Origin of the sequence: Limnohabitans sp. 2KL-3, from assembly GCF_001269405.1 — a bacterium.
In the GTDB taxonomy this organism is placed as follows: domain Bacteria; phylum Pseudomonadota; class Gammaproteobacteria; order Burkholderiales; family Burkholderiaceae_C; genus Limnohabitans_A.
This window is the reverse complement of record NZ_CXON01000001.1, coordinates 95,737-120,134: the sequence shown is the minus strand read 5'-3', so window position 1 is coordinate 120,134 and position 24,398 is coordinate 95,737. Positions and strand designations below refer to the sequence as shown.

At 55.4% G+C, this 24,398-nt stretch carries 19 protein-coding genes and 4 tRNA genes; 21 read left to right on the top strand and 2 right to left on the bottom strand.

Going from position 1 to position 24,398, the window contains the following annotated elements; all coding sequences use genetic code 11:
- The first annotated feature begins 1 nt into the window (after nt 1).
- From rpoC to AMM41_RS00385, 10 genes are all read left to right on the top strand, one after another.
- On the top strand, nt 2-4,216 hold the full coding sequence (gene rpoC / locus AMM41_RS00430; RefSeq protein WP_089951847.1) for a DNA-directed RNA polymerase subunit beta': 4,215 nt from the start codon (nt 2-4) through the stop codon (nt 4,214-4,216).
- A gap of 96 nt (nt 4,217-4,312) precedes the next feature.
- Nucleotides 4,313-4,855 carry a LemA family protein gene (locus AMM41_RS00425; RefSeq protein ID WP_089951841.1) on the top strand — a complete coding sequence of 181 codons (543 nt, stop codon included), beginning with the start codon at nt 4,313-4,315 and terminating at the stop codon, nt 4,853-4,855.
- Nucleotides 4,856-4,867: 12 nt separating this feature from the next.
- On the top strand, nt 4,868-6,217 hold the full coding sequence (gene rsmB / locus AMM41_RS00420; RefSeq protein ID WP_089951838.1) for a 16S rRNA (cytosine(967)-C(5))-methyltransferase RsmB: 1,350 nt from the start codon (nt 4,868-4,870) through the stop codon (nt 6,215-6,217).
- On the top strand, nt 6,174-6,812 hold the full coding sequence (locus tag AMM41_RS00415; RefSeq protein ID WP_228769057.1) for a DUF4390 domain-containing protein: 639 nt from the start codon (nt 6,174-6,176) through the stop codon (nt 6,810-6,812). Before rsmB ends, AMM41_RS00415 begins: the two co-directional genes overlap by 44 nt.
- Nucleotides 6,813-6,819: 7 nt before the next feature.
- Nucleotides 6,820-9,111, top strand: a complete 2,292-nt coding sequence (locus AMM41_RS00410; RefSeq protein WP_089952540.1) for a sensor histidine kinase — start codon at nt 6,820-6,822, stop codon at nt 9,109-9,111.
- 20 nt (nt 9,112-9,131) lie between these two features.
- The gene (locus tag AMM41_RS00405) at nt 9,132-9,800 is read left to right on the top strand and encodes a response regulator (protein ID WP_089952539.1); all 669 of its coding nucleotides are present in this window, start codon (nt 9,132-9,134) and stop codon (nt 9,798-9,800) included.
- Between the two features lie 53 nt (nt 9,801-9,853).
- A tRNA-Phe gene (locus AMM41_RS00400) sits at nt 9,854-9,929 on the top strand.
- A 53-nt stretch (nt 9,930-9,982) separates the two neighbouring features.
- Nucleotides 9,983-10,058, top strand: a tRNA-Asn gene (locus tag AMM41_RS00395).
- 24 nt (nt 10,059-10,082) lie between these two features.
- Nucleotides 10,083-10,159 (top strand) — tRNA-Asp (locus tag AMM41_RS00390).
- Nucleotides 10,160-10,172: 13 nt separating this feature from the next.
- Nucleotides 10,173-10,248: transfer RNA gene (locus AMM41_RS00385), tRNA-Gly, on the top strand.
- A 94-nt stretch (nt 10,249-10,342) separates the two neighbouring features.
- On the opposite strand, the gene AMM41_RS00380 is transcribed toward AMM41_RS00385, so the two are convergent.
- Both AMM41_RS00380 and AMM41_RS00375 read right to left on the bottom strand, forming a co-directional pair.
- Complete coding sequence (locus AMM41_RS00380) at nt 10,343-11,266, bottom strand: MBL fold metallo-hydrolase (RefSeq protein ID WP_089951835.1); 924 nt, start codon at nt 11,264-11,266, stop codon at nt 10,343-10,345.
- A 9-nt stretch (nt 11,267-11,275) separates the two neighbouring features.
- Nucleotides 11,276-12,955: an AMP-binding protein gene (locus tag AMM41_RS00375; protein WP_089951832.1), complete on the bottom strand. Its 1,680-nt coding sequence runs from the start codon at nt 12,953-12,955 to the stop codon at nt 11,276-11,278.
- 250 nt (nt 12,956-13,205) lie between these two features.
- On the opposite strand from AMM41_RS00375, the gene AMM41_RS00370 reads away from it, so the two are divergent.
- The 11 genes from AMM41_RS00370 to AMM41_RS00320 all read left to right on the top strand — a co-directional run bounded on the left by AMM41_RS00370 (nt 13,206) and on the right by AMM41_RS00320 (nt 24,357).
- Nucleotides 13,206-13,865 (top strand): GNAT family N-acetyltransferase, encoded by a 660-nt coding sequence (locus tag AMM41_RS00370; RefSeq protein WP_228769025.1) that lies wholly within the window; start codon nt 13,206-13,208, stop codon nt 13,863-13,865.
- A gap of 81 nt (nt 13,866-13,946) precedes the next feature.
- Nucleotides 13,947-14,852, top strand: coding sequence for an HlyC/CorC family transporter (locus AMM41_RS00365; protein ID WP_089952535.1), 906 nt, complete (start codon nt 13,947-13,949; stop codon nt 14,850-14,852).
- Nucleotides 14,849-16,420 carry an apolipoprotein N-acyltransferase gene (gene lnt / locus AMM41_RS00360; RefSeq protein ID WP_089952533.1) on the top strand — a complete coding sequence of 524 codons (1,572 nt, stop codon included), beginning with the start codon at nt 14,849-14,851 and terminating at the stop codon, nt 16,418-16,420. The genes AMM41_RS00365 and lnt overlap by 4 nt, the downstream gene beginning before the upstream one ends.
- A gap of 119 nt (nt 16,421-16,539) precedes the next feature.
- Nucleotides 16,540-17,445, top strand: coding sequence for a glycine--tRNA ligase subunit alpha (gene glyQ / locus AMM41_RS00355; RefSeq protein WP_089952531.1), 906 nt, complete (start codon nt 16,540-16,542; stop codon nt 17,443-17,445).
- Nucleotides 17,446-17,456: 11 nt separating this feature from the next.
- Nucleotides 17,457-19,589: a glycine--tRNA ligase subunit beta gene (gene glyS, locus AMM41_RS00350; RefSeq protein ID WP_089952529.1), complete on the top strand. Its 2,133-nt coding sequence runs from the start codon at nt 17,457-17,459 to the stop codon at nt 19,587-19,589.
- Between the two features lie 13 nt (nt 19,590-19,602).
- Nucleotides 19,603-20,181: a D-glycero-beta-D-manno-heptose 1,7-bisphosphate 7-phosphatase gene (gene gmhB / locus AMM41_RS00345; protein WP_089951829.1), complete on the top strand. Its 579-nt coding sequence runs from the start codon at nt 19,603-19,605 to the stop codon at nt 20,179-20,181.
- A 13-nt stretch (nt 20,182-20,194) separates the two neighbouring features.
- Nucleotides 20,195-20,947, top strand: a complete 753-nt coding sequence (locus AMM41_RS00340; RefSeq protein WP_089951826.1) for a lysophospholipid acyltransferase family protein — start codon at nt 20,195-20,197, stop codon at nt 20,945-20,947.
- An 18-nt stretch (nt 20,948-20,965) separates the two neighbouring features.
- Nucleotides 20,966-21,883 carry a M48 family metallopeptidase gene (locus tag AMM41_RS00335; RefSeq protein WP_089951823.1) on the top strand — a complete coding sequence of 306 codons (918 nt, stop codon included), beginning with the start codon at nt 20,966-20,968 and terminating at the stop codon, nt 21,881-21,883.
- 246 nt (nt 21,884-22,129) lie between these two features.
- Entirely contained in the window at nt 22,130-22,534 is a 405-nt protein-coding gene (locus AMM41_RS00330; RefSeq protein WP_089951820.1) for a MerR family transcriptional regulator, read from the top strand.
- A gap of 154 nt (nt 22,535-22,688) precedes the next feature.
- Nucleotides 22,689-23,066 (top strand): PaaI family thioesterase, encoded by a 378-nt coding sequence (locus AMM41_RS00325; RefSeq protein WP_228769024.1) that lies wholly within the window; start codon nt 22,689-22,691, stop codon nt 23,064-23,066.
- 109 nt (nt 23,067-23,175) lie between these two features.
- Complete coding sequence (locus AMM41_RS00320) at nt 23,176-24,357, top strand: isovaleryl-CoA dehydrogenase (protein ID WP_089951815.1); 1,182 nt, start codon at nt 23,176-23,178, stop codon at nt 24,355-24,357.
- Nucleotides 24,358-24,398 lie beyond the last annotated feature (41 nt).

Below are 24,398 nucleotides of genomic sequence, written 5' to 3'. Positions count from 1 at the left end.
CATGAAATCACTACTCGACCTGTTCAAGCAGTTCACGCCCGATGACCACTTCGATGCCATCCGCATCGGCCTGGCATCGCCCGAGAAGATCCGTTCTTGGTCTTTCGGCGAAGTGAAAAAGCCAGAAACCATCAACTACCGTACCTTCAAGCCCGAGCGCGATGGTCTGTTTTGCGCCAAAATTTTTGGCCCCATCAAAGACTACGAATGCCTGTGCGGCAAGTACAAACGCCTCAAGCACCGCGGCGTGATCTGCGAGAAGTGCGGCGTTGAAGTCACACAAACCAAAGTGCGTCGCGAGCGCATGGGTCACATTGACTTGGCCGCACCTTGCGCGCACATCTGGTTTCTGAAGTCATTGCCTTCGCGTTTGGGCCTGGTCCTTGACATGACGTTGCGTGACATCGAGCGCGTGCTGTACTTTGAAGCCTATGTGGTGACCGACACCGGCATGACCCCGCTGAAAAAATTCAGCATCATGTCCGAAGATGATTACGATGCCAAAGTCAAAGAGTATGGCGACGAATTCGTGGCCAAGATGGGTGCAGAAGGCATCAAAGAACTGCTGCAAAGCATCGATATCGAAAGCGAAATCGAGCGTTTGCGGGGTGACTTGACCGGATCCGAACTCAAGGTCAAAAAGAACTCCAAGCGTTTGAAAGTTCTTGAAGCCTTCAAGAAATCAGGCATCAAGCCCGAGTGGATGGTGCTCGAGGTGTTGCCTGTGTTGCCACCGGACCTGCGTCCTCTGGTGCCCCTGGACGGCGGCCGCTTTGCGACCTCTGACCTGAACGACCTGTACCGCCGCGTGATCAACCGCAACAGCCGTCTGCGCCGTTTGCTGGAACTCAAAGCGCCTGAGATCATTGCCCGTAACGAAAAGCGCATGCTTCAAGAAGCCGTGGACAGCTTGTTGGACAACGGCCGCCGCGGCAAGGCCATGACCGGTGCCAACAAGCGTGCCTTGAAGTCCTTGGCTGACATGATCAAAGGCAAGAGCGGTCGTTTCCGTCAGAACTTGCTGGGCAAGCGCGTGGACTACTCCGGTCGTTCCGTCATCACCGTGGGCCCAACGCTCAAACTCCATCAGTGCGGCCTGCCCAAACTGATGGCGATTGAGCTGTTCAAGCCTTTCATCTTTGCCCGCCTCGAAGCCATGGGCATCGCCACCACGATCAAGGCCGCCAAGAAAGAAGTTGAATCTGGCACACCCGTGGTGTGGGATATTCTGGAAGAGGTCATCAAAGAGCACCCCGTGATGCTCAACCGTGCGCCAACATTGCACCGTTTGGGCATCCAGGCATTTGAGCCTTTGTTGATCGAAGGCAAAGCCATTCAGCTCCATCCCCTCGTTTGCGCGGCCTTCAACGCCGACTTCGACGGTGACCAGATGGCTGTGCACATTCCGCTGTCGGTGGAAGCGCAGATGGAAGCTCGCACACTGATGCTCGCGTCGAACAACATCTTGTTCCCTGCATCGGGCGAGCCCTCCATTGTTCCCTCGCAAGACGTGGTGTTGGGCCTGTATTACGCCACCCGCGACCGCATCAACGCCAAAGGTGAAGGCTTGATCTTTGCCGACATTGGTGAAGTGCAGCGCGCTTTGGACGCCAATGCTGTTGAATTGGCTGCCAAGATCAACGTGCGCATGACCGAGTGGACCAAAAACAAGGCAACCGGTGAATTCACCTCGGCTGTCTCGATGGTGGAAACCACCGTCGGCCGTGCCTTGTTGTCCGAGATCCTGCCCAAGGGCCTGCCTTTCAGCAACTTGAACAAGGCGCTGAAGAAGAAAGAAATTTCCAAGCTGATCAACACGTCTTTCCGCAAGTGTGGCTTGAAAGAGACCGTGGTGTTCGCCGACAAGCTGTTGCAAAACGGTTTCCGTCTGGCCACACGCGCTGGCATCTCCATCGGTATCGACGACATGCTCGTCCCACCTGAGAAGCCTGCCATCATTGAAGCGGCCGAAAAGGAAGTCAAAGACATCGAGCAGCAATACGTCTCCGGTCTGGTGACTGCTGGTGAGCGTTACAACAAAGTCGTTGACATCTGGGGCAAGGCCGGTGACGTCGTCTCCAAAGTGATGATGGACCAGCTGCGCAAAGAAAAAACCATTGACCGTCATGGCAATGAAGTCGATCAGGAATCGTTCAACTCGATTTACATGATGGCCGACTCCGGTGCGCGCGGTTCTGCAGCTCAGATTCGCCAGCTGGCCGGCATGCGTGGCCTGATGGCCAAGCCCGACGGCTCCATCATCGAGACCCCCATCACGGCGAACTTCCGTGAGGGTCTGAACGTGTTGCAGTACTTCATCTCGACCCACGGTGCTCGTAAAGGTCTGGCCGATACGGCTTTGAAAACGGCCAACTCGGGTTACCTGACACGACGTCTGGTGGACGTGACCCAAGATCTGGTGGTCACTGAACTCGATTGCGGCACTGCTGATGGCTCGCTGATGCGCGCCATCGTCGAAGGCGGTGAAGTGATCGAATCGCTGCGCGACCGCATTTTGGGCCGTACTGTGGCTGAAGACGTCTTGCACCCTGAAAACCGGGCTGTATTGGCCGAAGCAGGCGTCATGCTTGACGAGGACCTGATTGATGAACTCGAAGCGGCGGGTGTGGACGAAGTCAAGGTGCGCACGGCACTGACCTGCGAAACACGCTTTGGTTTGTGCGCCAAGTGCTATGGCCGCGATCTGGGCCGTGGCGGTTTGGTCAACAACGGCGAAGCCGTTGGTGTGATCGCCGCCCAGTCGATTGGTGAGCCAGGCACACAGCTGACGATGCGTACCTTCCACATTGGTGGTGCGGCTTCGCGTGCTGCTGTGGCGTCCAGCGTGGAAGCCAAGTCCAACGGCACCATTGGCTTCAATGCCACCATGCGTTATGTGACCAACACCAAGGGTGAGTTGGTTGTGATTGCACGCTCTGGCGAAATCATCATCACCGAGCACGGTCGTGAGCGCGAGCGTCACAAGGTGCCTTACGGCGCCATCTTGTCGATCAAAGCCGATCAGACCATCAAGGCTGGCACCATCTTGGCCAATTGGGACCCTCTGACCCGTCCAATCATCACCGAATTCGCTGGACAGGTGAAATTCGAGAATGTGGAAGAGGGCATGACCGTGGCCAAACAACTGGATGAAGTGACCGGCTTGTCCACGCTGGTGGTCATTGACCCCAAGCGCCGTGGTGCTGCCAAGGTCATTCGCCCACAGGTCAAGCTGATCGATGCCCAAGGCAAAGAAGTCAAGATCCCTGGCACCGATCACTCGGTGACCATTGGCTTCCAGATCGGCTCGTTGATCCAAGTGCGTGACGGCATGGATGTGGGCCCTGGTGAAGTGCTGGCCCGTATCCCCGTCGAAGGTCAAAAGACCCGAGACATCACCGGCGGTTTGCCCCGTGTGGCCGAGCTGTTTGAAGCCCGTACGCCCAAAGACAAAGGCATGCTGGCTGAGATCACCGGTACCGTGTCTTTCGGTAAGGAAACCAAAGGCAAGGTCCGCTTGCAAATCACTGACCCTGAAGGCAAGGTCTGGGATGAACTGATCCCCAAAGAGAAGAACATCTTGGTGCACGAAGGCCAAGTGGTCAACAAGGGCGAAAGCATTGTGGATGGCCCGGCCGATCCACAAGACATCTTGCGCTTACTGGGCATTGAAGAGTTGGCCCGCTACATCGTCGACGAAGTGCAGGACGTTTACCGCTTGCAAGGCGTGAAGATCAACGACAAGCACATCGAAGTGATTGTTCGTCAGATGCTGCGCCGCGTGGTGGTTGAGAACATCGGTGATTCAACGTACATCTCTGGTGAACAGGTTGAACGCTCTGAAATGCTCAACACCAATGATGCATTGCAGCGCGAGGGCAAAATCCCGGCAACCTACAGCAACTTGTTGCTGGGCATTACCAAGGCCTCCTTGTCGACCGATTCGTTCATCTCGGCTGCTTCCTTCCAGGAAACAACACGGGTGCTGACCGAAGCGGCCATCATGGGCAAGCGTGATGAATTGCGTGGTTTGAAAGAAAACGTGATTGTGGGTCGTTTGATCCCCGCTGGTACAGGTTTGGCTTATCACAAAGCCCGTGCTGTCAAAGATGCGATGGACGACGCTGAGCGCCGCGCCATTGCCGATGCAGAGGCTGCCGAATTGGCTGGTGAAAATGCTGAGGACGCCGTCACGGATTCTGGCGAAGCTGCCTGAGCCCTGAGATCATCGTGAAAACGATGATCCTGATCAGCCCCTGTACTGCTGCGCGGTCAGGGGCTGTTTCATAAGCAAGACAACAAAGAGGTGCGCATGGGTATTTTGATCTTTGGGGCATTGGTCTTGTTGACTTTGTTTTGGTCTGTGGGGGCGCACAATCGTTTGGTACGTCTTCGATCGGAAGTCATCAGGCAGTGGAGCAGTGTTGATGCAGTTTGGCTGAGGTTGTTGGTGCGATTACAAGGTGGCTTGGCGGCACGAGAATCCTTGTCAACCGAGACCGACCTGAAAGAACTCGAACTCTTACAAGCGGCCTGTGACGGATTGCTGGAGGCTCTGTCCCAGATGCGCTTGCAGCCGTTGGTCCAAACCCATCAAAAGCAAGTGATCTCCCAGCATTTGAAATTGGTCGGAGAGATCAGGTTGTTGCAGCAAACCGCCCACGCCCCCATCCAGCCGGATCTTGAAATTGCTTTGAACAGGATGCGGCAAACATTGCCAGCTGCTGTCATTCCATACCATGTGGCCGTCGCTGCATACAACGATGCTTTGAGCATGAGGCCAGCATCTTGGTTGGCCAAGCGTTTGAACTTCAAGCCGGTGATGAGGATGGATTTAACGCTGACATCCAATTAAAGAAAAATCAAAATGAACCATCCTTCGCCGCAATCGTCATCCTCAGCACAGTCTTTGCCATTGTGGCGTTTGCTGCAGGCAACCGCTTTGGTGGTTCAAGCGGTCAAAGAAGGGCGATCACTGACGACCCAAATAGACAGTGTCGCCACTGAGTTGCGGCCTGGTGTTCAAGCCCTGAGCTTTCAAGTCATGCGCCAATGGGGAAGAGCTCTGGCCTTGCGCGGAAAACTGGCATCCAAGGCACCACCCCCGGCTGCAGACGCGCTACTTTGCACAGCCTTGGCCTTGTGCTGGCGTGATTCAGATGCACCATACCCCGTTCACACCCTGGTGAATCAAACGGTTGAGGCTGCACAAAAGCAAAGGCACACGAAAGCTCAAAGTGGGTTCATCAATGCCTGCTTGCGACGCTTTATGCGAGAGAGAGCAGCGTTGATTGAACAGACAGATGGGTTCTTGGAGGCCCGTTGGAATCACCCGGGGTGGTGGATTGAGCGACTTCAAAAAGACTATCCCGAGCATTGGCAAAGTCTTCTGGATGCGGCGCAACGACCCGCACCCATGACCTTGAGAGTGAACGTCAAGCATCAAAGCGTCCTGAATTATCAGCTTCAATTGAATGATGTCGGGATCATGTCCAAACCCGTTGGTGCCCAAGGTTTACAGTTGGAAAAACCCGTACCAGTGCAACGTTTGCCCGGTTTTTCCCAGGGCCACGTGTCTGTACAAGACGCGGCTGCTCAATTGGCGGCCCCATTGTTAACGCATGGCATGGATACGCAGCACCCTTGGCGAATACTGGATGCCTGCGCCGCACCTGGTGGGAAAACAGGACATTTGTTGGAGCTGCTGGAAAACGCGCAAGTCTGGGCATTGGACGTGGATTCCCATCGTGCTGAGCGTATTGAGCAAAATTTGACACGCACAGGTGTTCACGCCAAGGTCATCACAGGCGATGCAATGCGGACAGCAGATTGGTGGGATGGCGTTCCATTCGATGCCATTTTGCTGGACGCGCCGTGCACTGCCTCGGGTGTGGTAAGGCGGCACCCCGATGTGCGCTGGTTGCGCCGCGCGACAGACAGTGCGCAACTTGCGGGCATCCAAAGACAAATCCTTCAAGCCCTATGGCCTTTATTGACTCCTGGTGGAAAGTTACTTTATTGCACCTGTTCTATATTCAAGGCAGAAGGCGATGGAAGCATCCAAGCGTTTCTTCAGCACAACACTGATGCCCAATTGCACCCATCACCAGGTCATTTGATACCCGGACAAGTCCCTGAGGGCCTTCCATTCAAGCACAATGCATTGGGTGAACATGATGGGTTTTATTACGCACTGTTGGAAAAACGTCGGGTTTGAATTTTGGATTCGAACGGGATGTTTGGTGGGCGCTTGTTTCTTGGCCCTGAGCCAAGCTTGGGGGCAAAGTGCAACCCTTGAATTGGTGAATTTGAGAGCAAACCGGCAAGACAATGTGTTGGTTTTGAATGCACAGTTGAAGTTAGAGTTAGGCCCTGTTGTAGAAGATGCCTTGGTCAAAGGCCTCGCAGTTCACTTCATGGCCGAGGCTGAATTGATGCGTGATCGTTGGTACTGGTTTGATCGAAAAGTGGGTGTTGTCACACGCTATTACCGTCTGGCTTTCCAGCCTTTGACCCGGCGCTGGAGATTGAATGTGTCGTCAGAACCATTTTCCGTCACAAGTTTGGCGGGTAGCATTTCGCAAAATTTTGAAAGTCTCAACGAGGCGCTGGGCGTTATACAAAGGCAAAGCCATTGGAAAGTGGCGGACGCCAGTGAACTCAACCCAGAGGCCCGGCAATATGTTCTGTACCGATTCAAGTTGGACGTATCACAGCTTCCCCGTCCCTTTCAAATTGCAGCAGGCAACCAAGCCGATTGGAATTTGCAAGTCGCAAGCCAGTTGCGACTGAGTGCAGAAATGGTGCGCTGAAGTGAACATGTTCAAGGGGCCGTCATCGAAATTGTCGGCGCTGTCATCGAAAGCCAGTCGCTGGTTGATGATGATTGGTGTGCTGGCGATTTTGGTCATTGGCTTGGGCTTGCTGGTGTTACTGACACAGGCCACAGGCAACCGTGAGCGCTACAACCAGACCTACGATTGGTTGGTGATGGTCAATGCCATTGTGGCCATCGGTCTTTTTGTCACCATCGTTTGGGGCATGTTGCGTTTGTTGCTGCGTCTGCGACGTGGTCAATTCGGGTCTCGTTTGCTGGTCAAGCTTGCAGGCATTTTTGGCTTGGTGGGGGTTGTACCTGGAATTTTGATTTACGTGGTGTCGTACCAATTTGTATCCAGATCGATTGAAAGTTGGTTTGACGTCAAAGTAGAGGCCGCCTTGGTGGCGGGCTTGAATCTCGGGCGGGCGACCTTGGACACTCTGAGCCATGAGTTGTCCAAACAAACAAAAGCGGCAGCTTCAGAATTGAGTGACGTCACCGAGTTGCAAGTTGGATTGGCGATTGAAAAAATCCGTCAGCAAATGGGCGTCAGCGATGTGGTGTTGTGGACAGAGGGTGGCAAAAGCTTGGCCAGCAGTGGTCAATCAAGGTTCCAAATCCGAACAGATCGACCGACTGTTCAACAAATCAAAGAGGCGCGACAAAAAGGCAGCTTGGCGTGGATAGAAGGCCTTGACGACGCGATGCCAGGGGGCGATAAAGCCAAAATCAAAATACTGGTGCCCATACCTCAGCAAAGTCTGGCTTTTAATGAAGAGAGACGCCTGATGTTGGTGACGCAAGATTTGCCGCCCACCTTGGTCAACAATGCTTTGGAAGTGCAAAACGCCTACAGAGAGTACCAAGAGCGTGCATTGGCGCGTGAAGGCCTCAAGCGGATGTACATCGGAACCTTGACACTGAGTTTGTTCTTGGCCGTTTTGGGTGCCATATTGTTGGCGGTATTGCTTGGCAATCAATTGGCGAGGCCCTTGTTGTTGCTGGCGCATGGTATGAGACAAGTGACTGCTGGAGATTTGCGTCCCAAGTTGGCCTTGCAAGGCAAGGACGAGTTGGGGGGATTGACCCGTTCATTTGCGGACATGACGCAGCAGTTGGCCGATGCTCGTGCAAGTTCCGAGCGCAGCTTGAGTCAATTGGGTCAGGCAAGAAGTAATTTGCAGACGATCTTGGACAATTTGACAGCAGGCGTGATGGTGATGGACGCCCAGGGCATTATCCAGTCTGCCAATCCAGGAGCCACCCGCATACTCAGAGTACCGGTTGCAGCGCATGAGGGCATGCACATGAACGATTTGCCATCGTTGCAGGATTTTGCACAAGGCGTTGCTGAACAGTTCATGGCTTTGCGTGCGGATAAAGTCACCCATGAACTGGACCATTGGCAGAGGTCTTTTGAAATTCATGCCACCGGTCAAGGACTTGGCCAAACGGCAGTCACTTTGTTGGCCAGAGGCGCAGTACTGCCTGATGGCATGCGCTTACTCGTTTTCGACGACATTTCTGAAATCGTGTCTGCAGAACGCTCTCAAGCATGGGGTGAAGTTGCCAGGCGTTTGGCGCACGAAATCAAAAATCCATTGACACCGATTCAACTGTCGGCTGAACGCTTGCAGCGCAAACTGATCGGAAAGCTGGATGCTCAAGACGATGCGATTCTGAGCAAATCGGTCAAAACGATCGTGGATCAAGTGGATGCCATGAAAAGGTTGGTCAATGAATTTCGGGATTACGCCAGACTGCCATCTGCAGAGCTCAAGTCAGTGCAGCTCAATGCATTGATTGCTGATGTGATGGTTTTGTACGTCAATGAAGCCGCTGATCGGATTGTGCGACCGCATGTCGTGACTGACCTCGACGCTGAGTGTCCACAGATCCAGGGCGATGAACAGCAATTGCGCCAAGTCATTCACAATTTGCTGCAAAACGCACAGGATGCATGTGAAGCCTCAAGTGTTCATGGTCAGGAATCCCGCGTGGTGATTCGCACGGAATGGCGAGGATCAAGGAATCTGGTTCGTCTGACTGTGAGCGACACAGGCCCCGGCTTTGCGCCCAATATTTTGCAAAGGGCCTTTGAGCCCTATGTCACCACCAAAGCCAAAGGAACGGGATTGGGGCTTGCCGTGGTGAAAAAAATTGCAGATGAGCATGGTGCAAAAATCGAAATGAGCAACATCCTGAACAATGGAAAAATTGAGGGCGCACAAGTATCGCTATCATTCGCAGTCAAGCAAGCCTCACTGGGACTGAGTACGTCCCCTACATGAACAGAGACAAGACAGGCGATATGGCAAATATATTGGTGGTGGACGACGAGCTGGGGATTCGTGATCTGCTTTCGGAGATCCTCTTTGATGAAGGTCACCAGGTTGAGCTGGCAGAAAATGCCTCTCAAGCTCGACTCGCACGTCAAAAAAATCGCCCGGACTTGGTATTGCTGGACATCTGGATGCCCGACACCGATGGCGTGAGCTTGCTCAAAGAATGGGCTTCGGCGGGATTGCTCAATATGCCCGTGATCATGATGAGCGGTCATGCAACCATCGATACAGCGGTGGATGCCGTCAAAATTGGCGCACAAGCCTTTTTGGAAAAACCCATTACTTTGCAAAAACTGCTCAAAGCTGTGGAGCAAGGACTCGCGCGTGATCAGGTCAAGCAAGCGGCAATGGCATCTCATGCACAAGCACAAAGGGTGGGGCAGATGATGCCTGCTGCGACCATGATGGTTTCGGATGTCAATTTGACGCCAGCTGTGCAACAGATTTTTGATCTGAATTTGCCCTTAAGAGACGCCAGAGATGCTTTTGAAAAAGCTTATTTCGAGTTTCATTTGTCGAACGAAGGGGGGTCCATGACCCGCGTGGCTGAAAAAACGGGTTTGGAGCGGACGCATTTGTACAGGAAGCTGAAACAACTGGGCGTTGATTTGACCCGCAGCAAACGAATCCTCTGATTTCGCTACAGTCCCTCCAGAAAGTAGTTTTCCTCTGATACAATAACGTTCATGGCCCGATAGCTCAGTTGGTAGAGCAGCGGATTGAAAATCCGCGTGTCGTTGGTTCGATTCCGACTCAGGCCACCAAATCAACGTCGTAGAGAAATTTTTCTACGACGTTTTCTTTTCGCTGCATACATTCCTCGATAGCTCAGTCGGTAGAGCGCCGGACTGTTAATCCGTAGGTCCCTGGTTCGAGCCCAGGTCGAGGAGCCAAAATGTCAATGCACAAAAAAGCTTGGAGTGGTAGTTCAGTTGGTTAGAATACCGGCCTGTCACGCCGGGGGTCGCGGGTTCGAGTCCCGTCCACTCCGCCAAAGTGATACATATGCGGGAATAGCTCAGTTGGTAGAGCGCAACCTTGCCAAGGTTGAGGTCGCGAGTTCGAATCTCGTTTCCCGCTCCATCCTGTATGGACAAATAAAAAGCCTTTTTGACTTGTCAAAAAGGCTTTTTTGTTTTGGTTCGACTTATTGATCAATGCTGGTTTTTGTAGAAGATCATGCATCGTGAAGAATGCCATCCGACTCCCTCAGAGCGCCGCTGCGAGCCAATTCGGCCAACATCATGTCTAGCCAAGTGGGCAAGGAATAAGCCATTCCAAAACGCTGGTGCAAATCACGCATGTAGGGCACATCCATTGCCCAAGCATTGAAATCTTGTCTGGAAATGTGACCCCACTCCAGCAATTTGAACTTGAGCAAGACCTTGGTGCCATAGCGGGCATGCCGTTCCGGATTCTGAGCGAAAGCATCTAATTTTTGGCGTGCAAGACTCAAGGCCGGCAAAACATCGTTGAAAACTGAGCCATGCCCAGGAATGATGGTGCATGGGTTCAAGCGCTCAATCAAATCCAAGGTTTGAGCCACTTCGTCAAATGCAGCGACGCCAACGAGTTCAGGGAAAACAACGCCAAATCCGTTTTGCCAAAGGGCATCCGCAGACATGAGTAGGCGATGCTCGGGTGCAAACAAAATCACCGAATGTGGATCATGTCCTGGTGCAGCATGCACCTCCCAATCCGAATTGGCCCAGCGGTGGACACTGCCGGGTTGGAGCAAGTGGGTGAAACGAAAGCGTGGGCAATTTTGGCCAGTGGGTTGGTAGCTCAATTCATCTTGCACCCAATCCAAGACCGCGTGTGACAAACCGGGTGGGATCCATGTTTGAAGTTGGGGGAAATGCAATTGTAAAAATTGATTGCCTCCACAATGATCGCTGTGCAGGTGGGTGTTGACCAAGCGGTCAAGGGGTCGGCCGTTCAAGTGGTCACTCACCAACGCCAAGGTTTGCTCACGATGCGTCACGTACCCACTGTCAACCAAGGTCGCACTTTGATCATCCGTGAGCAAGACATTGTTAGCGGACAACCAGCCTCGCTCCAATACGGTCATGCCCGGTGGCAATTGAATAGGGTGGGACATGCTCAATGTCTATTTGCGCAGCTCGCGACGCAAGATTTTGCCCACATTGGATTTGGGCAATTCATCTCGAAACTCAATGTATTTGGGTCGCTTGTAGCCAGTCAAATGGTCATGACAAAAACGAGCGACCGATTCTTCGGTCAACAAAGGGTCATTGCGGACCACATAAACCTTGATTGTTTCGCCTTGCATGGTGTCAGGAATACCGACGGCAGCGCATTCAACGACGCCGGGGCAAGTCGAGATCACATTTTCAAGTTCACTGGGGAAGACATTGAAGCCACTGACGATGATCATGTCCTTCTTGCGGTCAACAATACGCGTAAAACCATGTTCGTCCATGATGCCCACATCACCCGTGCGCATGAACCCATCTGCCGTGAAGGTTTTGGCATTTTCAGCGGCTTGGTTGAAATAACCCGTCATCACGTTGGGGCCGCGAATGCAGATTTCTCCCGATGAGCCAATCGGTAAGCTGAGGCCATCATCATCCTTGATGGCAATGTCGATGCTTGGAAGTGGTAGACCAATGTTGCCGCTGAAGGCCTTTTGTGTCACTGGGTTGTTGGTGCCTATGGCACATGTTTCACTCATGCCCCAGCCCTCAATCATGGCGCTGCCCGTGGCAGATTGCCAATTGCGAGCCGTGCCCTCAGAGGCTGCCATGCCCCCTGCTTGTGTGAGTTTGAGAGATGAGAAGTCAAGCGTCTTGAACATCGGGTGTTGCATCAAGGCATTGAACAAGGTGTTGACGCCAGGCAAAACATGAAAAGGGCGTTGTTTCAGGACTTCGATGAATTTGCCGAAATCACGAGGATTGGGAATCAAGGTCAACATGGAGCCTTGGCGCATGGCCAACAGGCACAGGGTCAGCGCAAAAATATGATAGAGCGGCAGTGCTGCCACACTGTTGACTTTTCGAAGATCAGGAATATCGGCCAATGCTGGAGAAAACCAGGCTTCAGCTTGCAAAATGGCAGCGACCACATTGCGGTGCGTGAGCACAGCCCCCTTGGATAGACCCGTTGTTCCCCCTGTGTACTGCAAGAACGCGGTGTCATCCAAGGTCTGGAGTGTTGGGCGAAGATGAAGTCGACGACCTTGGTCAATGGCTTTTTTGAATGAGGTGACGGTGCGTTTTTCGGTGAGAGGCAACTCGAACTCGGGGACCATTTTTGCCAAGTGCCTGACTGCAAAACTCATCCATCTGCCATACCACGGCCCTAGCAAATCGCCGATGGAGGCCAATACAACGTGCTGTATCGGTGTTTGCTCAATCACTTGCTGCAGAGTTGATGCGAAATTTTCAAGAATGACAATGCTTGTTGCGCCAGAATCTTTGAGTTGGTGCTCCAATTCACGGGCGGTGTAGAGGGGATTGACATTGACGCAGGTGTAGCCTGCGCGCAATACGGCGGCCATGGTGACTGCAAACTGTGGCAAATTGGGCAGCATGATGGCGACTCTCGCCCCAGGCAACAGGCCTTTGTTTTGAAGCCAAGCACCCAAAGCACTGGACAACTCGTCCAGTGCCGAGTAACTCATCGTGCGGTTCATGCACACAGAAAATGGACTGTGACCGTGTACCCGAAAGGCAGTTTCAAGCAAGTCTGTCAAGCTTTTGTACTGCTCTGTGTCAATGTCGTGGGGCACGCCGGGTGGGTAATTTTTGAGCCAGATACGTTCCATGGACTTCTCTCCTGATAGTCCGTCATTGTCGCCACTGGCGATGAGAGCAGGAATGGGGCAAATCCCGAGTGGAGGATCAATCAGGTCTCCCATGCGACAAAACCAAAATTCATTCATGAAAAGGGATTCGGTGCAAAATCATCGTAAACCCTAGGTTTGGACGCACATGCCCTATCCACTTGCTCAGTACTGGTCTCGCATGAAAGCGCATCTTCAGCGGCTTTGGCGAAGATGGCGTTTGGAAGTTGGCTTGACTGACAGACAAGCCAATGGCACAGCCAGAAAAACAGAGAGTTGGGTGCCCATTCGATCCCTTTCTTCACGGCACAAGCCACGCATTGAGCGACACCTGTGTGGCTTGACGGCTCAAGACCGATATCTGAGGTTTGGCTATGCGGCCACCGCTGAGCAAATTGGACGCTACGTTCAGGGCCTTGATTTCGAGAGGGATGAAATATTTGGGGTCTTCAATCGCCGTTTGGAGTTGGTCGCCATGGCGCACTTGGCCTACTCGATTGATCCGCAGTGGGCCACCTGCGCAGAGTTTGGTGTTTCGGTGGCCTCGCATCAGCGCGGCAAGGGCTTGGGGGGGAAATTGTTTGGGCATGCAGTGATGCATGCCCGCAATCAAGGGGTGAGCATGCTGTTCATCCATGCCTTGAGTGAAAACGCTGCCATGCTCAAAATTGCACGGCATGCCGGAGCCACGGTTGAGCGAGACGGCAGTGAAAGTGACGCCTATCTTGCATTGCCACAAGCAGATTTGGACAGCCAGTTCAGCGGCTTGCTTCAAGAGCAGATGGCGCAAGTGGATTACCAACTTAAGCTTCAAGCACAACAATTCAGGCAGTGGTTGGCCACGGTACAAGAAATCAGACAGGGTGTGCGTGAGGCTCGGCACAAGGTGTGAGCCCGGTTGCGTTCAGTGACGGTCACATGAATCCGCTATCCTTGAGTCCTCTCAATAACAGCATGTTCTGCTCATTTGACTGTGTCAGACCCTTTACCAGCGCGTGCCCATGCACCCCATCCTGAACGTGAAGACAAGCGAGGTTTTCTGCAAAAACTCGCTGAGTTCATACATCCTGGCCCTGACTCTGCAGATGAGTTGATCCAGACCTTGGCTGAGGCTGAGGACAATCACATCATCAATGCTGAAAGCCGCTTGATGCTGGAGGGGGTCATTCGCATGGCCGATATGACGGCGGGGGATGTGATGGTGGCGGCCCCACGGATGGACATGCTCAACATCGAGGATCCCTTTGATCAATTGATGAATCAGGTCATAGAAACCGCCCATTCTCGTTTTCCAGTGTTTGAAGGCGAGACAGAAAACGTCATTGGCATCTTGCTGGCCAAGGACTTGCTGAAGCTGTCAAGGTCTGGGGAGTTGAATCTGCGTGCCTTGTTGAGGCCCGCTGTCTTTGTGCCTGAAAGCAAGGGCTTGAATGACTTGTTGCGTCAATTCAAAGATGACCGCAACCACTTGGCCATCGTGATTGATGAATTTGGCCGAACGGCAGGTTTGATCACCATCGAAGATGTGCTGGAGCAAATCGTTGGTGAAATTGAAGACGAGTTTGATATTGCGGATGACCAAGGCGATATCTTGGCCATGGACGATCGAAGTTTTCGCATCCGTGGTGACGCTTCAATCGCACGCGTGAGTGAGGCATTTGGTGTGGACCTGGCCAGTGCACGCAAAGAGCATGACGCACCAGACTTTGACACCCTGGGTGGTTTCATTTCGCATGAAATGGGTCATGTGCCCCGACGCGGTGAAAAATACGCATTGGCTGGGCTTCAATTTGTCGTCTTGCACACCCGAGCCGGTGCAGTGAGATGGTTCAAGGTTTCGCCTTTGTCAGTTGCTACAAGTTCAAAGATGTCGACATGAGCATCAGGCGGCCACACGCACAGAAGTTTCCAACGTTTTGGCTCGCCATGGCGGGCGCTGCACAAGCGGCTTCAGTGGCCATGCCTGGCAGTGGGCAGGCCCAAGGATGGCTTCAGATCCTGAGCATGATCTTGCTGTGCAGTGGATTGGCTGGACTGGTTCAAAACACCGAGAAAGGCCGAGCAACGCTCAAACGCGCAGCTTGGCAGGGCGGTGTGTTTGCTGCAGCTTGGTTGGCGGGGTGTTTTTGGTGGTTGTATGTGTCGATGCACCAAGTGGGAGGATTGCCAGCCCCATTGGCAGCTTTGGCTGTGTTGATGTTGGCGGGTGCATTGGGAGTTTATTATGCGGTCGCTTCGGCGCTGTGGGTGTTTCTCGTTCCTGGCTTGATCGTTCAACGCCCCGGCCTGGCCAGTGCCCTGTTTGCTGCGCTGTGGACTTTGGCCGAATTGGCTCGCGGGCGCTGGCTCACAGGTTTTCCATGGGGTGCGGTGGGTTATGCACATGTCGATGGTTTCTTGGCGACATGGGCCCCCTGGACAGGCGTTTATGGCATCGGGGCGATTGCCGCGTGGCTGGCCATGCGGTTGGCTTTGGCCGGTTGGCGATGGCGAGCGCTTAAACCTTTGGCCGCAGTCGGATTGGTCACCGGGGCATTGCACGTGTTCGCGCCGTCATTCACCACATCGGCGGGCACAAGCCGGGTCGAATTGTTGCAGGCCAATATTTCACAGACCGATAAATTTCAAGCGGCCAGTGGGGTGCGTGATGCCCTGGCGTGGTACGACTCCCAGCTTCGCAGCACGCGTGAACCACTCGTGGTGGCCCCAGAGACGGCTATTCCTTTGCTTCCAGGTCAATTGCCGCCAGGGTACTGGGCAAAATTGACACAACATTTTTCACGCTCGGGCGGTATGGCATTGGTGGGTGTGCCTTTGGGCAATCGGGCAGATGGATACACCAATTCGGTCTTGGCTCTGGGGCCATCAACGGCCCAGGCATACCGCTATGACAAGGCGCATCTGGTGCCTTTTGGGGAGTTCATGCCACCCGGTTTTGTGTGGTTTATCCGCATGATGAACATCCCATTGGGTAACTTCAAGTCGGGTGACTGGGATCAGGCTTCACTGCTTTGGCAAGGACAGCGCTTGGCCATCAACATCTGTTACGAGGATCTATTTGGCGAGGAGTTGGCCATTCGATTCAACGATCCGAAGGTCGCCCCCACGGCCTTGGTGAATGTGAGCAATATTGCCTGGTTTGGCGATACTTTGGCAGTCGATCAGCACCTGAACATCTCGCGCATGAGGGCCATGGAATTGGGCCGCCCCATGCTCAGGGCCACCAACACGGGTGCCACGGCCATCATCGATCACCAAGGCCGGGTGGTGCAGCAATTGCCACGCTTTACCCGGGGCAGTTTGTCGGGCACTTTTGAAGGGCGACATGGACTGACGCCCTATGTCAGATGGACGAGCAGTGTGGGTTTGTGGCCCCTGTGGTTGCTCTGTGGTGGCACGCTGGCTTTGGGCTTTTGGCGACGTCGTCAAAATGGGGCGGTGTTTTAGGCCGCACGGGTTTGACCCACAAGCCAACCAAAGTGCTTGCCAAAGACCGTAAAATGGAGGGTTCGCGCAAGTTTGCGTCCATCCAAACTCAGCCAGCTCGCTGCTGGCCTGCTCAGGCCATGTTGACCTTCCAGCAAATCATTCTCAAATTGCAGCAGTACTGGGACGCCCAGGGCTGCGCCTTGCTCCAGCCCTACGACATGGAAGTCGGTGCGGGCACCAGCCACACCGCCACGTTTTTGCGCGCCATCGGCCCCGAGCCGTGGAAAGCCGCCTACGTGCAGCCCAGCCGCCGCCCCAAAGACGGCCGCTACGGCGAGAACCCCAACCGCCTGCAGCACTACTACCAGTTTCAGGTCGTTTTGAAGCCAGCTCCCAGCAACATTCTGGAGCTTTACCTGGGCTCGCTCGAAGCGCTGGGCTTTGACCTGAAGAAGAACGACATCCGCTTCGTCGAAGACGATTGGGAAAATCCCACGCTGGGCGCGTGGGGACTGGGCTGGGAAGTCTGGCTCAACGGCATGGAAGTCACGCAGTTCACCTACTTCCAACAAGTGGGCGGCATCGACTGCAAACCGATCACGGGTGAGATCACCTATGGCCTGGAGCGCTTGGCCATGTACCTGCAAGGTGTGGACAACGTCTACAACTTGCAATGGACCGACGGTTTGACCTACGGCGATGTGTACAAGCAAAACGAAGTCGAGCAGTCGACTTACAACTTCGAGCACAGCGACGCCGAGTTCTTGTTCACCGCCTTTGGTGCGCACGAAAAGCAAGCCCAGCACCTCATGGGCGCACAGCTGGCGCTGCCTGCTTACGAGCAAGTGCTCAAGGCCGCACACACCTTCAACTTGCTGGACGCGCGTGGCGCGATCAGCGTGACCGAGCGCGCCGCCTACATCGGCCGCATCCGCAATCTGGCTCGCAGTGTGGCCCAGAGCTATTACGAAAGCCGCGAACGTCTGGACTTCCCGATGGCTCCGCGTGAATGGGTTGCCCAAATGCCCAAGAAAGCCGCGTGAGGGAGAACAACATGACGACACAAAATCTGCTGGTAGAACTGTTTGTGGAAGAGCTGCCGCCCAAGGCGCTCAACAAGTTGGGTGCGGCCTTTTCGGGCGTGCTGGCCGAACAACTCAAGGCCCAGGGCCTGGCCGTGGCCGACGCTGCTGTGACTGCTTTTGCCTCGCCCCGCCGCTTGGCCGCTCATGTGACGGGCGTGGCCGCACAAGCCGCCGACAAGGCCGTGCAGCAAAAGCTGATGCCCGTGGCCGTGGGCCTGGACGCAGCGGGCAACGCCACACCTGCTTTGCTGAAAAAACTGCAAGCCCTGGGCGCTGACGTGAGCGACCCGGCAGCCGCTGTGGCCGCGCTCAAACGTGCGCCTGATGGCAAAGCCGAAGCCTTGTTTTACGACAGCCTGCTGAAAGGTGCATCGCTGCAAGCCGGTCTGCAAAAGGCTTTGGAAGAAGCGCTGGCCAAACTTCCCATCCCCAAAGTCATGCAGTACCAGCTGGAAACCGATTGCGAGCTGCCAGGCTGGAGCAGCGTGAACTTTGTGCGCCCCGCACACAGCCTGATCGCGCTGCACGGAAGCACCGTGGTGCCCGTTAAAGCGCTGGGTCTGACGGCTGGCAACAGCACCCAAGGCCACCGCTTTGAAGCCAAAGTCTCGCCCGTGGTCTTGCCGCACGCTGACCAATACGACGAAGTGCTCAAGCAAGACGGCTCAGTGATTGCCAGCTTCGCCGAGCGCCGCGCCGAGATCGTGCGTCAGCTGAACGCTGCTGCGGCCAAGGTGGGCAACGGTGCCCGCCCCATCGAAGACGAAGCCCTGCTGGACGAAGTGACCGCGCTTGTTGAGCGCCCGAACGTGCTGACCTGCCAGTTCGAAACCGAGTTCTTGGGTGTGCCGCAAGAGTGCCTGATCCTCACGATGAAGGCCAACCAGAAATACTTCCCCTTGATCGATGCGTCTGGCAAGCTGACGAACCGCTTCTTGGTGGTGAGCAACATCAGCCCCGACGATGCGTCGTTTGTGATCGGCGGCAATGAGCGCGTGGTGCGCCCGCGCCTGGCCGATGCCAAATTCTTCTTCGACCAGGACCGCAAAAAGACGCTCGAATCGCGCGTCGAAGGCCTGTCCAAAGTGGTTTATCACAACAAGCTCGGCACGCAGGGCGAGCGCATGGCGCGGGTTTGCGCCATCGCCCAAGCCATCGGCCAGCAAGTGGGTGGCGATGCGCTGGCGCAGCAAGCCGAGCAGGCCGCACGCTTGGCCAAGACTGATTTGCTGACCGACATGGTGGGCGAATTCCCTGAATTGCAAGGCATCATGGGTGGCTACTATGCCCGCCATGACGGCCTTTCCACCGAAGTGGCCGAAGCCATCGAAGACCACTACAAACCGCGCTTTGCGGGTGACGACTTGCCGCGCAACAACGTCGGCCTGGTGGTGGCTTTGGCCGACAAGCTGGAAACCTTGGTGGGCATGTTCGGCATTGGCAACGTGCCCACGGGCGACAAAGACCCGTTTGCACTGCGCCGACACGCTCTGGGCGTGATCCGCATGCTGATCGAAAAAGACGTGGCGCTGGGCTTGCCGGAATTGTTGGCCCTGTCGACCCCCGTGTTTGGCGACAAGATTTCGGGCAACGCCGATGCGCTGATCGACTTCATTTACGACCGCCTGGCCGGAAGCCTGCGCGAGCAAGGCTTCAGCGCGCAAGAGGTCGACGCCGTCATGGCCCTGCGCCCAGCACGCTTGGGTCAGGTCAGCCAGTTTTTGTCGGCCGTGCGTGCTTTTGCTGCCTTGCCTGAAAGCCCCGCTTTGGCTGCAGCCAACAAGCGCATCGGCAACATCCTGAAAAAAGCCGGTGAGGTGGACGCCCACGTCAACCCCGCCTTGCTGCAGGAAGACGCCGAAAAGGGTCTGTACGCCGCGATGCAAAAGTTGTTGCCTGAGTCCGAGGCGCAGTTCAAGGCGGGCGACTACACCGCCAGCCTGCAAACCCTGGCCGCGCTGCGCGCCCCGGTGGATGCTTTCTTTGACGACGTGATGGTCAACGCCGAAGCCATGGACCTGCGCTTGAACCGTCAGGGCCTGCTGAAAAGCCTGCATGTGGCCATGAACCGCGTGGCCGATTTGTCGCGTCTGGCGGCCTGATGCGCACACGGCCATGAATGCCAATCTGAAGCTCGTGATTCTGGACCGGGACGGGACCATCAACCGGACCGGGGACGAGTTTGTCAAGTCTCCCCAAGCCTGGGAGCCGCTGCCGGGTGCCTTGGAGGCCATCAGCCGACTGAATCATGCGGGTTTTCATGTGGTTTTGGCCACCAACGAGTCGGGCTTGGGGCGGGGTTTGTTTGACATGGCGGCGTTCAACGAAGTGCACAGCCATTTGATCAAGAAGCTGGCGGCGGTAGGCGGACGGATTGATGCCTTTTTTTATTGCCCGCATACTGCCGAAGAGGCTTGTACTTGCCGCAAACCTTTGCCGGGTCTTTTCTTGCAAATTTCAGAACGCTACGGTGTTGACCTGACGGGTGTTCCGTGCATTGGCAACAGTCTGAGCGACATGCAAGTGGCCGCCATTTCAGCGTGTGTGCCGCATTTGGTGCTGAGCGGTCGTCATCCAGAGTGGCTGGGGCAGACGCTGCCTTCAGAGTTTCCCTCCAACACCTGTGTGCATCGAGACTTGGCCGCTTGTGTTGATCACTTGTTGGGGCCTGATCCAGCCCGTGCCTCACATTGACCTGTAGCAAACCATGAACTTTTTACGCTCTCTTGTTCACATCGTGTGGATGGCCATCACAGTCATCCCTTGGGCGCTGTTTGTGGTGGTGATCTCTTACTTTGTCAGCAGCACACGTTTGTACTGGATCTGTGCCGCTTGGTTGCGCTTGGCGGTGAACAGCGGCACCTGGATTTTGGGCATTCAAAACCGCATCCAAGGCATGGAAAACCTGCCTCAGGGCAGCAAGGATCCTGCGGTTTTACTGGTCAAGCACCAGTCCACCTGGGAGACGTTTGTCATGCCCGCCATCATGCCCCACCCCTTGGCTTATGTATTCAAAAAAGAACTGCTGAGTGTGCCCTTTTTTGGTTGGGCCATGGGTCGTCTGGACATGATTCACATTGACCGCAAGCAGCGTTCACGCGCCTTTGCCAAGGTGGTGCAGCAAGGTCGCCGCCTCATGCAAGAAGGTGTTTGGGTCATCATGTTTCCAGAGGGCACGCGCATCCCACGCGGTCAAAAAGGTGAGTACAAAAGCGGTGGTGCGCGTTTGGCCATCGCAGCAGGCGTGCCGGTGATTCCGATTGCTGTGACCTCGGCGCGTTGCTGGCCCACGCGCGCCTTTGTCAAGACACCCGGTGTGGTGGACATTTCGATTGGCAAAGCCATTGCCAGCGAAGGCCGAAGCGCCGAAGAGCTGATGCTGGAAGTCGAGCGTTGGATCGAGTCTGAAATGCACCGACTCGACCCGGAGGCCTACCCCTTGGTTTCGGCTGTCCAATAAAAGGACAGGCGACCCGGCATGCGAGCGCCTTTGCAATTTGTGCTGGACTTTTTCACGGGGAGTGACCCGGTTGGGCGGCCAGCGCGGTCTGTGCCTGATTTCTTACCCTTAAATCCTGCTGCACACAACACCCCTGAGAGTGCATCGATTTCCCCCGAGCAGACCCTCAGCAGACCTTCTTCGCCACAGATTGGATTCACCCACCCTGCAGCCAATCGCCATGCCCAATTTCAGGATGTGCATGTGGCTTACCGGTTTGAGCGGTCACGCCGCAAAAGCATTGGCTTTCAGGTCGGGGCAGATGGTTTGGTCGTGCGCGCTCCGAGCTGGATCACTTTGCGCGAAGTGGATGCGGCAGTTCAGGAAAAAAGCGCATGGATTGTCACCAAACTGCAGCAATTCAAAGATCGGCAGACGGAACAATTTCAAAAAGCCATCGAATGGCGGCACGGCGCAGATGTGCCATTTTTGGGGCGTACGCTCCAACTGTGCGTTTTGGAACGGGGACTTGGGCGGCTGAACGGGCAAGACCTTCATCCGGATCAGGTGCTGCCCGTGACAGTGCCCCCCGGTGCCTCGGTGACCCAGGTGCGCGATGCTGCGCAGGTCTGGCTCAAAAAACAGGCCAAAAGCTTGTTTGAGCAGCGCCTGCAGCACTTCGCACCGCAATTGGGGGTGAATTGGTCCAAGCTCAGTTTGTCCAGTGCCAGCACACGTTGGGGCAGCGCCCGAACCGATGGGCATATTCGTTTGAACTGGCGACTGATCCACTTGCCGATGGGGCAGATCGATTACGTGGTGGTCCACGAATTGGCGCACCTGCGCGAGATGAACCACAGCCCACGGTTTTGGGACACCGTTGCCGAAGTCATGCCCGACTATGCCCAGCGGCGCAAAGCCTTGCGCCAAGCGCCAGTGGATCTGAAAGAAGATTGAGCCCCACCTCGGTGTTTTGCCTTGGGTGAATCGCTCCAGCGTTGGCAAACCTGCCCAAAGCTTCTTCGCGCCCAGAGTGATACGGCTTTCTGGGGTGTTGCGCTGACCGTCCCCTCCGGGTGGAAAAAGCCAAGGGCTTTCGGTTAGCATGCGAACGTTGACGTTGACGTTAACGTCAATATGAAATCCTGTTGGGTGGGGCTGGAAACGCGCCTCCCGACACAAGCAAGGTGAGGACCCTCCGCCATGGCGAACCAATACACGATCAGCGATTTGGCCCAGGAATTTGACCTGACCACCCGCGCCATCCGTTTTTACGAGGACATGGGTTTGCTGGAGCCGGAGCGCTCCGGCCCAGGCGGGCGCAACCGGGTGTATTCGGCGCGTGACCGAACACGGCTCAAACTCACCTTGCGGGCCAAGCGCTTGGGTTTATCGCTCAACGAGGCCAAGGACCTCATTGACATGTACGACAGCCCGCGCGACACCATGCCGCAATTGAAGAAATTCCTGGTCGTATTGGCCGAGCACCGCCAGCAACTCGAATCTCAATTGGCCGACCTGCAAGCCACACTGGACGAGGTCAAGGCCCATGAAAAAGAAACCCGAAGTTTGCTGACCAAGGCCACCAAAGCCGCTCAAACGGCTTGAGTTCCGGGAAACCCCAAACCATCAGACTGGCTGTTTTTAATTGACGTTTACGTAAACGTCAATTAAAGTCACGGCTTCATCGATGACAGGAATTGTTGTGACCTCAACTGCAACCCCCCACCAGCGCGTCGCCCAGAGCCTTGAGCGTCAAGGCATGATGAACCATTTGGGGGTGCGCCTGCTTTCGGCCGTGGTCGGCCAAGTCGAATTGGCGGTGCCCTACAGCGACAAGGTGACGCAGCAACAAGGCGGTTTTCACGGCGGTGCCATTGGCGCGTTGGCGGACATCGCGGCCGGTTACGCTGCACTGACCGTGGCACCAGAAGGCATGGAGGTCACCACCGTGGAATACAAGATCAACTTCCTGTCCAACTTTCAAGGCGGCGAGATTCGCGCCATCGGCCGCGTCACCAAAGCGGGCAAACGCATCATCGTGACCACCGCCGAAGTGGTGCACATCGACGACAGCGGCCAACGCTCGGACTGTGCCGTGATGCAGTCGACGCTGGTGCCTGTGCCTAAAACTTACTAGTTGGTTCGTTGTTCAGCGTTGGGCGTTGAGCGTTCAGCGTGGACACCCAACGCCACTGTACAAACAACCCAAGCCCAAAGCCCAACACTCAACGCTTAACGGAGAAACCATGAACAACCTGCCCGGCCTGAATTTCCAACTCGGTGAAGACATCGACGCCCTGCGCGACGCGGTACGCGACTTTGCGCAAGCCGAAATCGCCCCCCGCGCGGCCGAGATCGACCGCAACGACCAGTTCCCCATGGACCTGTGGCGCAAGATGGGTCACCTGGGCGTGCTGGGCATCACCGTGGGCGAGGAATACGGCGGCGCGAACATGGGCTACTTGGCGCACATGATCGCCATGGAAGAAATCTCCCGTGCCAGCGCCTCTGTGGGCCTGAGCTACGGTGCGCATTCCAACCTGTGTGTCAACCAAATCAAGCGCAACGGCACGCCTGAGCAGCGCACCAAATACCTGCCCAAGCTGATCAGTGGTGAGCACGTCGGTGCCTTGGCCATGTCGGAACCCGGTGCGGGCTCTGACGTGCTGAGCATGAAGCTCAAGGCCGAAGACAAGGGCGGTTATTACCTGCTCAACGGCTCCAAGATGTGGATCACCAACGGCCCGGATGCCGACACCTTGGTGGTGTACGCCAAGAGTGAGCCAGAACTCGGTGCGCGTGGCGTGACGGCCTTTTTGATCGAAAAGGGCATGAAGGGTTTTTCCATTGCGCAAAAGCTCGACAAGCTGGGCATGCGCGGCAGCCACACGGGTGAGCTGGTGTTCAACAACGTGGAGGTTCCCGCCGAGAACATTCTGGGTGGCCTGAACAACGGTGCCAAGGTGCTGATGAGCGGCTTGGACTACGAGCGCGCTGTGCTCACGGGTGGCCCGCTGGGCATCATGCAGTCCGTCATGGACAACGTGATCCCCTACATCCACGACCGCAAGCAGTTTGGCCAGAGCATTGGCGAGTTCCAGCTGATCCAGGGCAAAGTGGCCGACATGTACACCGTGTTGCAAGCCGGCCGCAGCTTTGCCTACACCGTGGCCAAAAACCTCGACCTGCTGGGCACAGAACATGTGCGTCAGGTGCGCAAAGACTGCGCCAGCGTCATTTTGTGGACTGCGGAAAAAGCCACCTGGATGGCGGGTGAGGGGGTGCAGATTTTTGGTGGCAACGGCTACATCAACGAATACCCGCTGGGCCGTTTGTGGCGCGATGCCAAGTTGTACGAAATCGGTGCGGGCACCTCAGAGATTCGCCGCATGCTGATCGGCCGTGAGCTGTTTTCGGAAACCTGCTGAGTTGGCCGGTCATCCAGCGTTAGGCCAGTCCAGCGACAATC

Coding starts and splice junctions, on each gene's coding strand:
- rpoC (WP_089951847.1), top strand. CDS start 2: ATGAAATCACTACTCGACCTGTTCAAGCAGTTCACGCCCGATGACCAC.
- AMM41_RS00425 (WP_089951841.1), top strand. CDS start 4,313: ATGGGTATTTTGATCTTTGGGGCATTGGTCTTGTTGACTTTGTTTTGG.
- rsmB (WP_089951838.1), top strand. CDS start 4,868: ATGAACCATCCTTCGCCGCAATCGTCATCCTCAGCACAGTCTTTGCCA.
- AMM41_RS00415 (WP_228769057.1), top strand. CDS start 6,174: ATGATGGGTTTTATTACGCACTGTTGGAAAAACGTCGGGTTTGAATTT.
- AMM41_RS00410 (WP_089952540.1), top strand. CDS start 6,820: ATGTTCAAGGGGCCGTCATCGAAATTGTCGGCGCTGTCATCGAAAGCC.
- AMM41_RS00405 (WP_089952539.1), top strand. CDS start 9,132: ATGGCAAATATATTGGTGGTGGACGACGAGCTGGGGATTCGTGATCTG.
- AMM41_RS00380 (WP_089951835.1), bottom strand. CDS start 11,266: ATGTCCCACCCTATTCAATTGCCACCGGGCATGACCGTATTGGAGCGA.
- AMM41_RS00375 (WP_089951832.1), bottom strand. CDS start 12,955: ATGGAACGTATCTGGCTCAAAAATTACCCACCCGGCGTGCCCCACGAC.
- lnt (WP_089952533.1), top strand. CDS start 14,849: ATGAGCATCAGGCGGCCACACGCACAGAAGTTTCCAACGTTTTGGCTC.
- glyQ (WP_089952531.1), top strand. CDS start 16,540: ATGTTGACCTTCCAGCAAATCATTCTCAAATTGCAGCAGTACTGGGAC.
- glyS (WP_089952529.1), top strand. CDS start 17,457: ATGACGACACAAAATCTGCTGGTAGAACTGTTTGTGGAAGAGCTGCCG.
- gmhB (WP_089951829.1), top strand. CDS start 19,603: ATGAATGCCAATCTGAAGCTCGTGATTCTGGACCGGGACGGGACCATC.
- AMM41_RS00340 (WP_089951826.1), top strand. CDS start 20,195: ATGAACTTTTTACGCTCTCTTGTTCACATCGTGTGGATGGCCATCACA.
- AMM41_RS00335 (WP_089951823.1), top strand. CDS start 20,966: ATGCGAGCGCCTTTGCAATTTGTGCTGGACTTTTTCACGGGGAGTGAC.
- AMM41_RS00330 (WP_089951820.1), top strand. CDS start 22,130: ATGGCGAACCAATACACGATCAGCGATTTGGCCCAGGAATTTGACCTG.
- AMM41_RS00325 (WP_228769024.1), top strand. CDS start 22,689: ATGATGAACCATTTGGGGGTGCGCCTGCTTTCGGCCGTGGTCGGCCAA.
- AMM41_RS00320 (WP_089951815.1), top strand. CDS start 23,176: ATGAACAACCTGCCCGGCCTGAATTTCCAACTCGGTGAAGACATCGAC.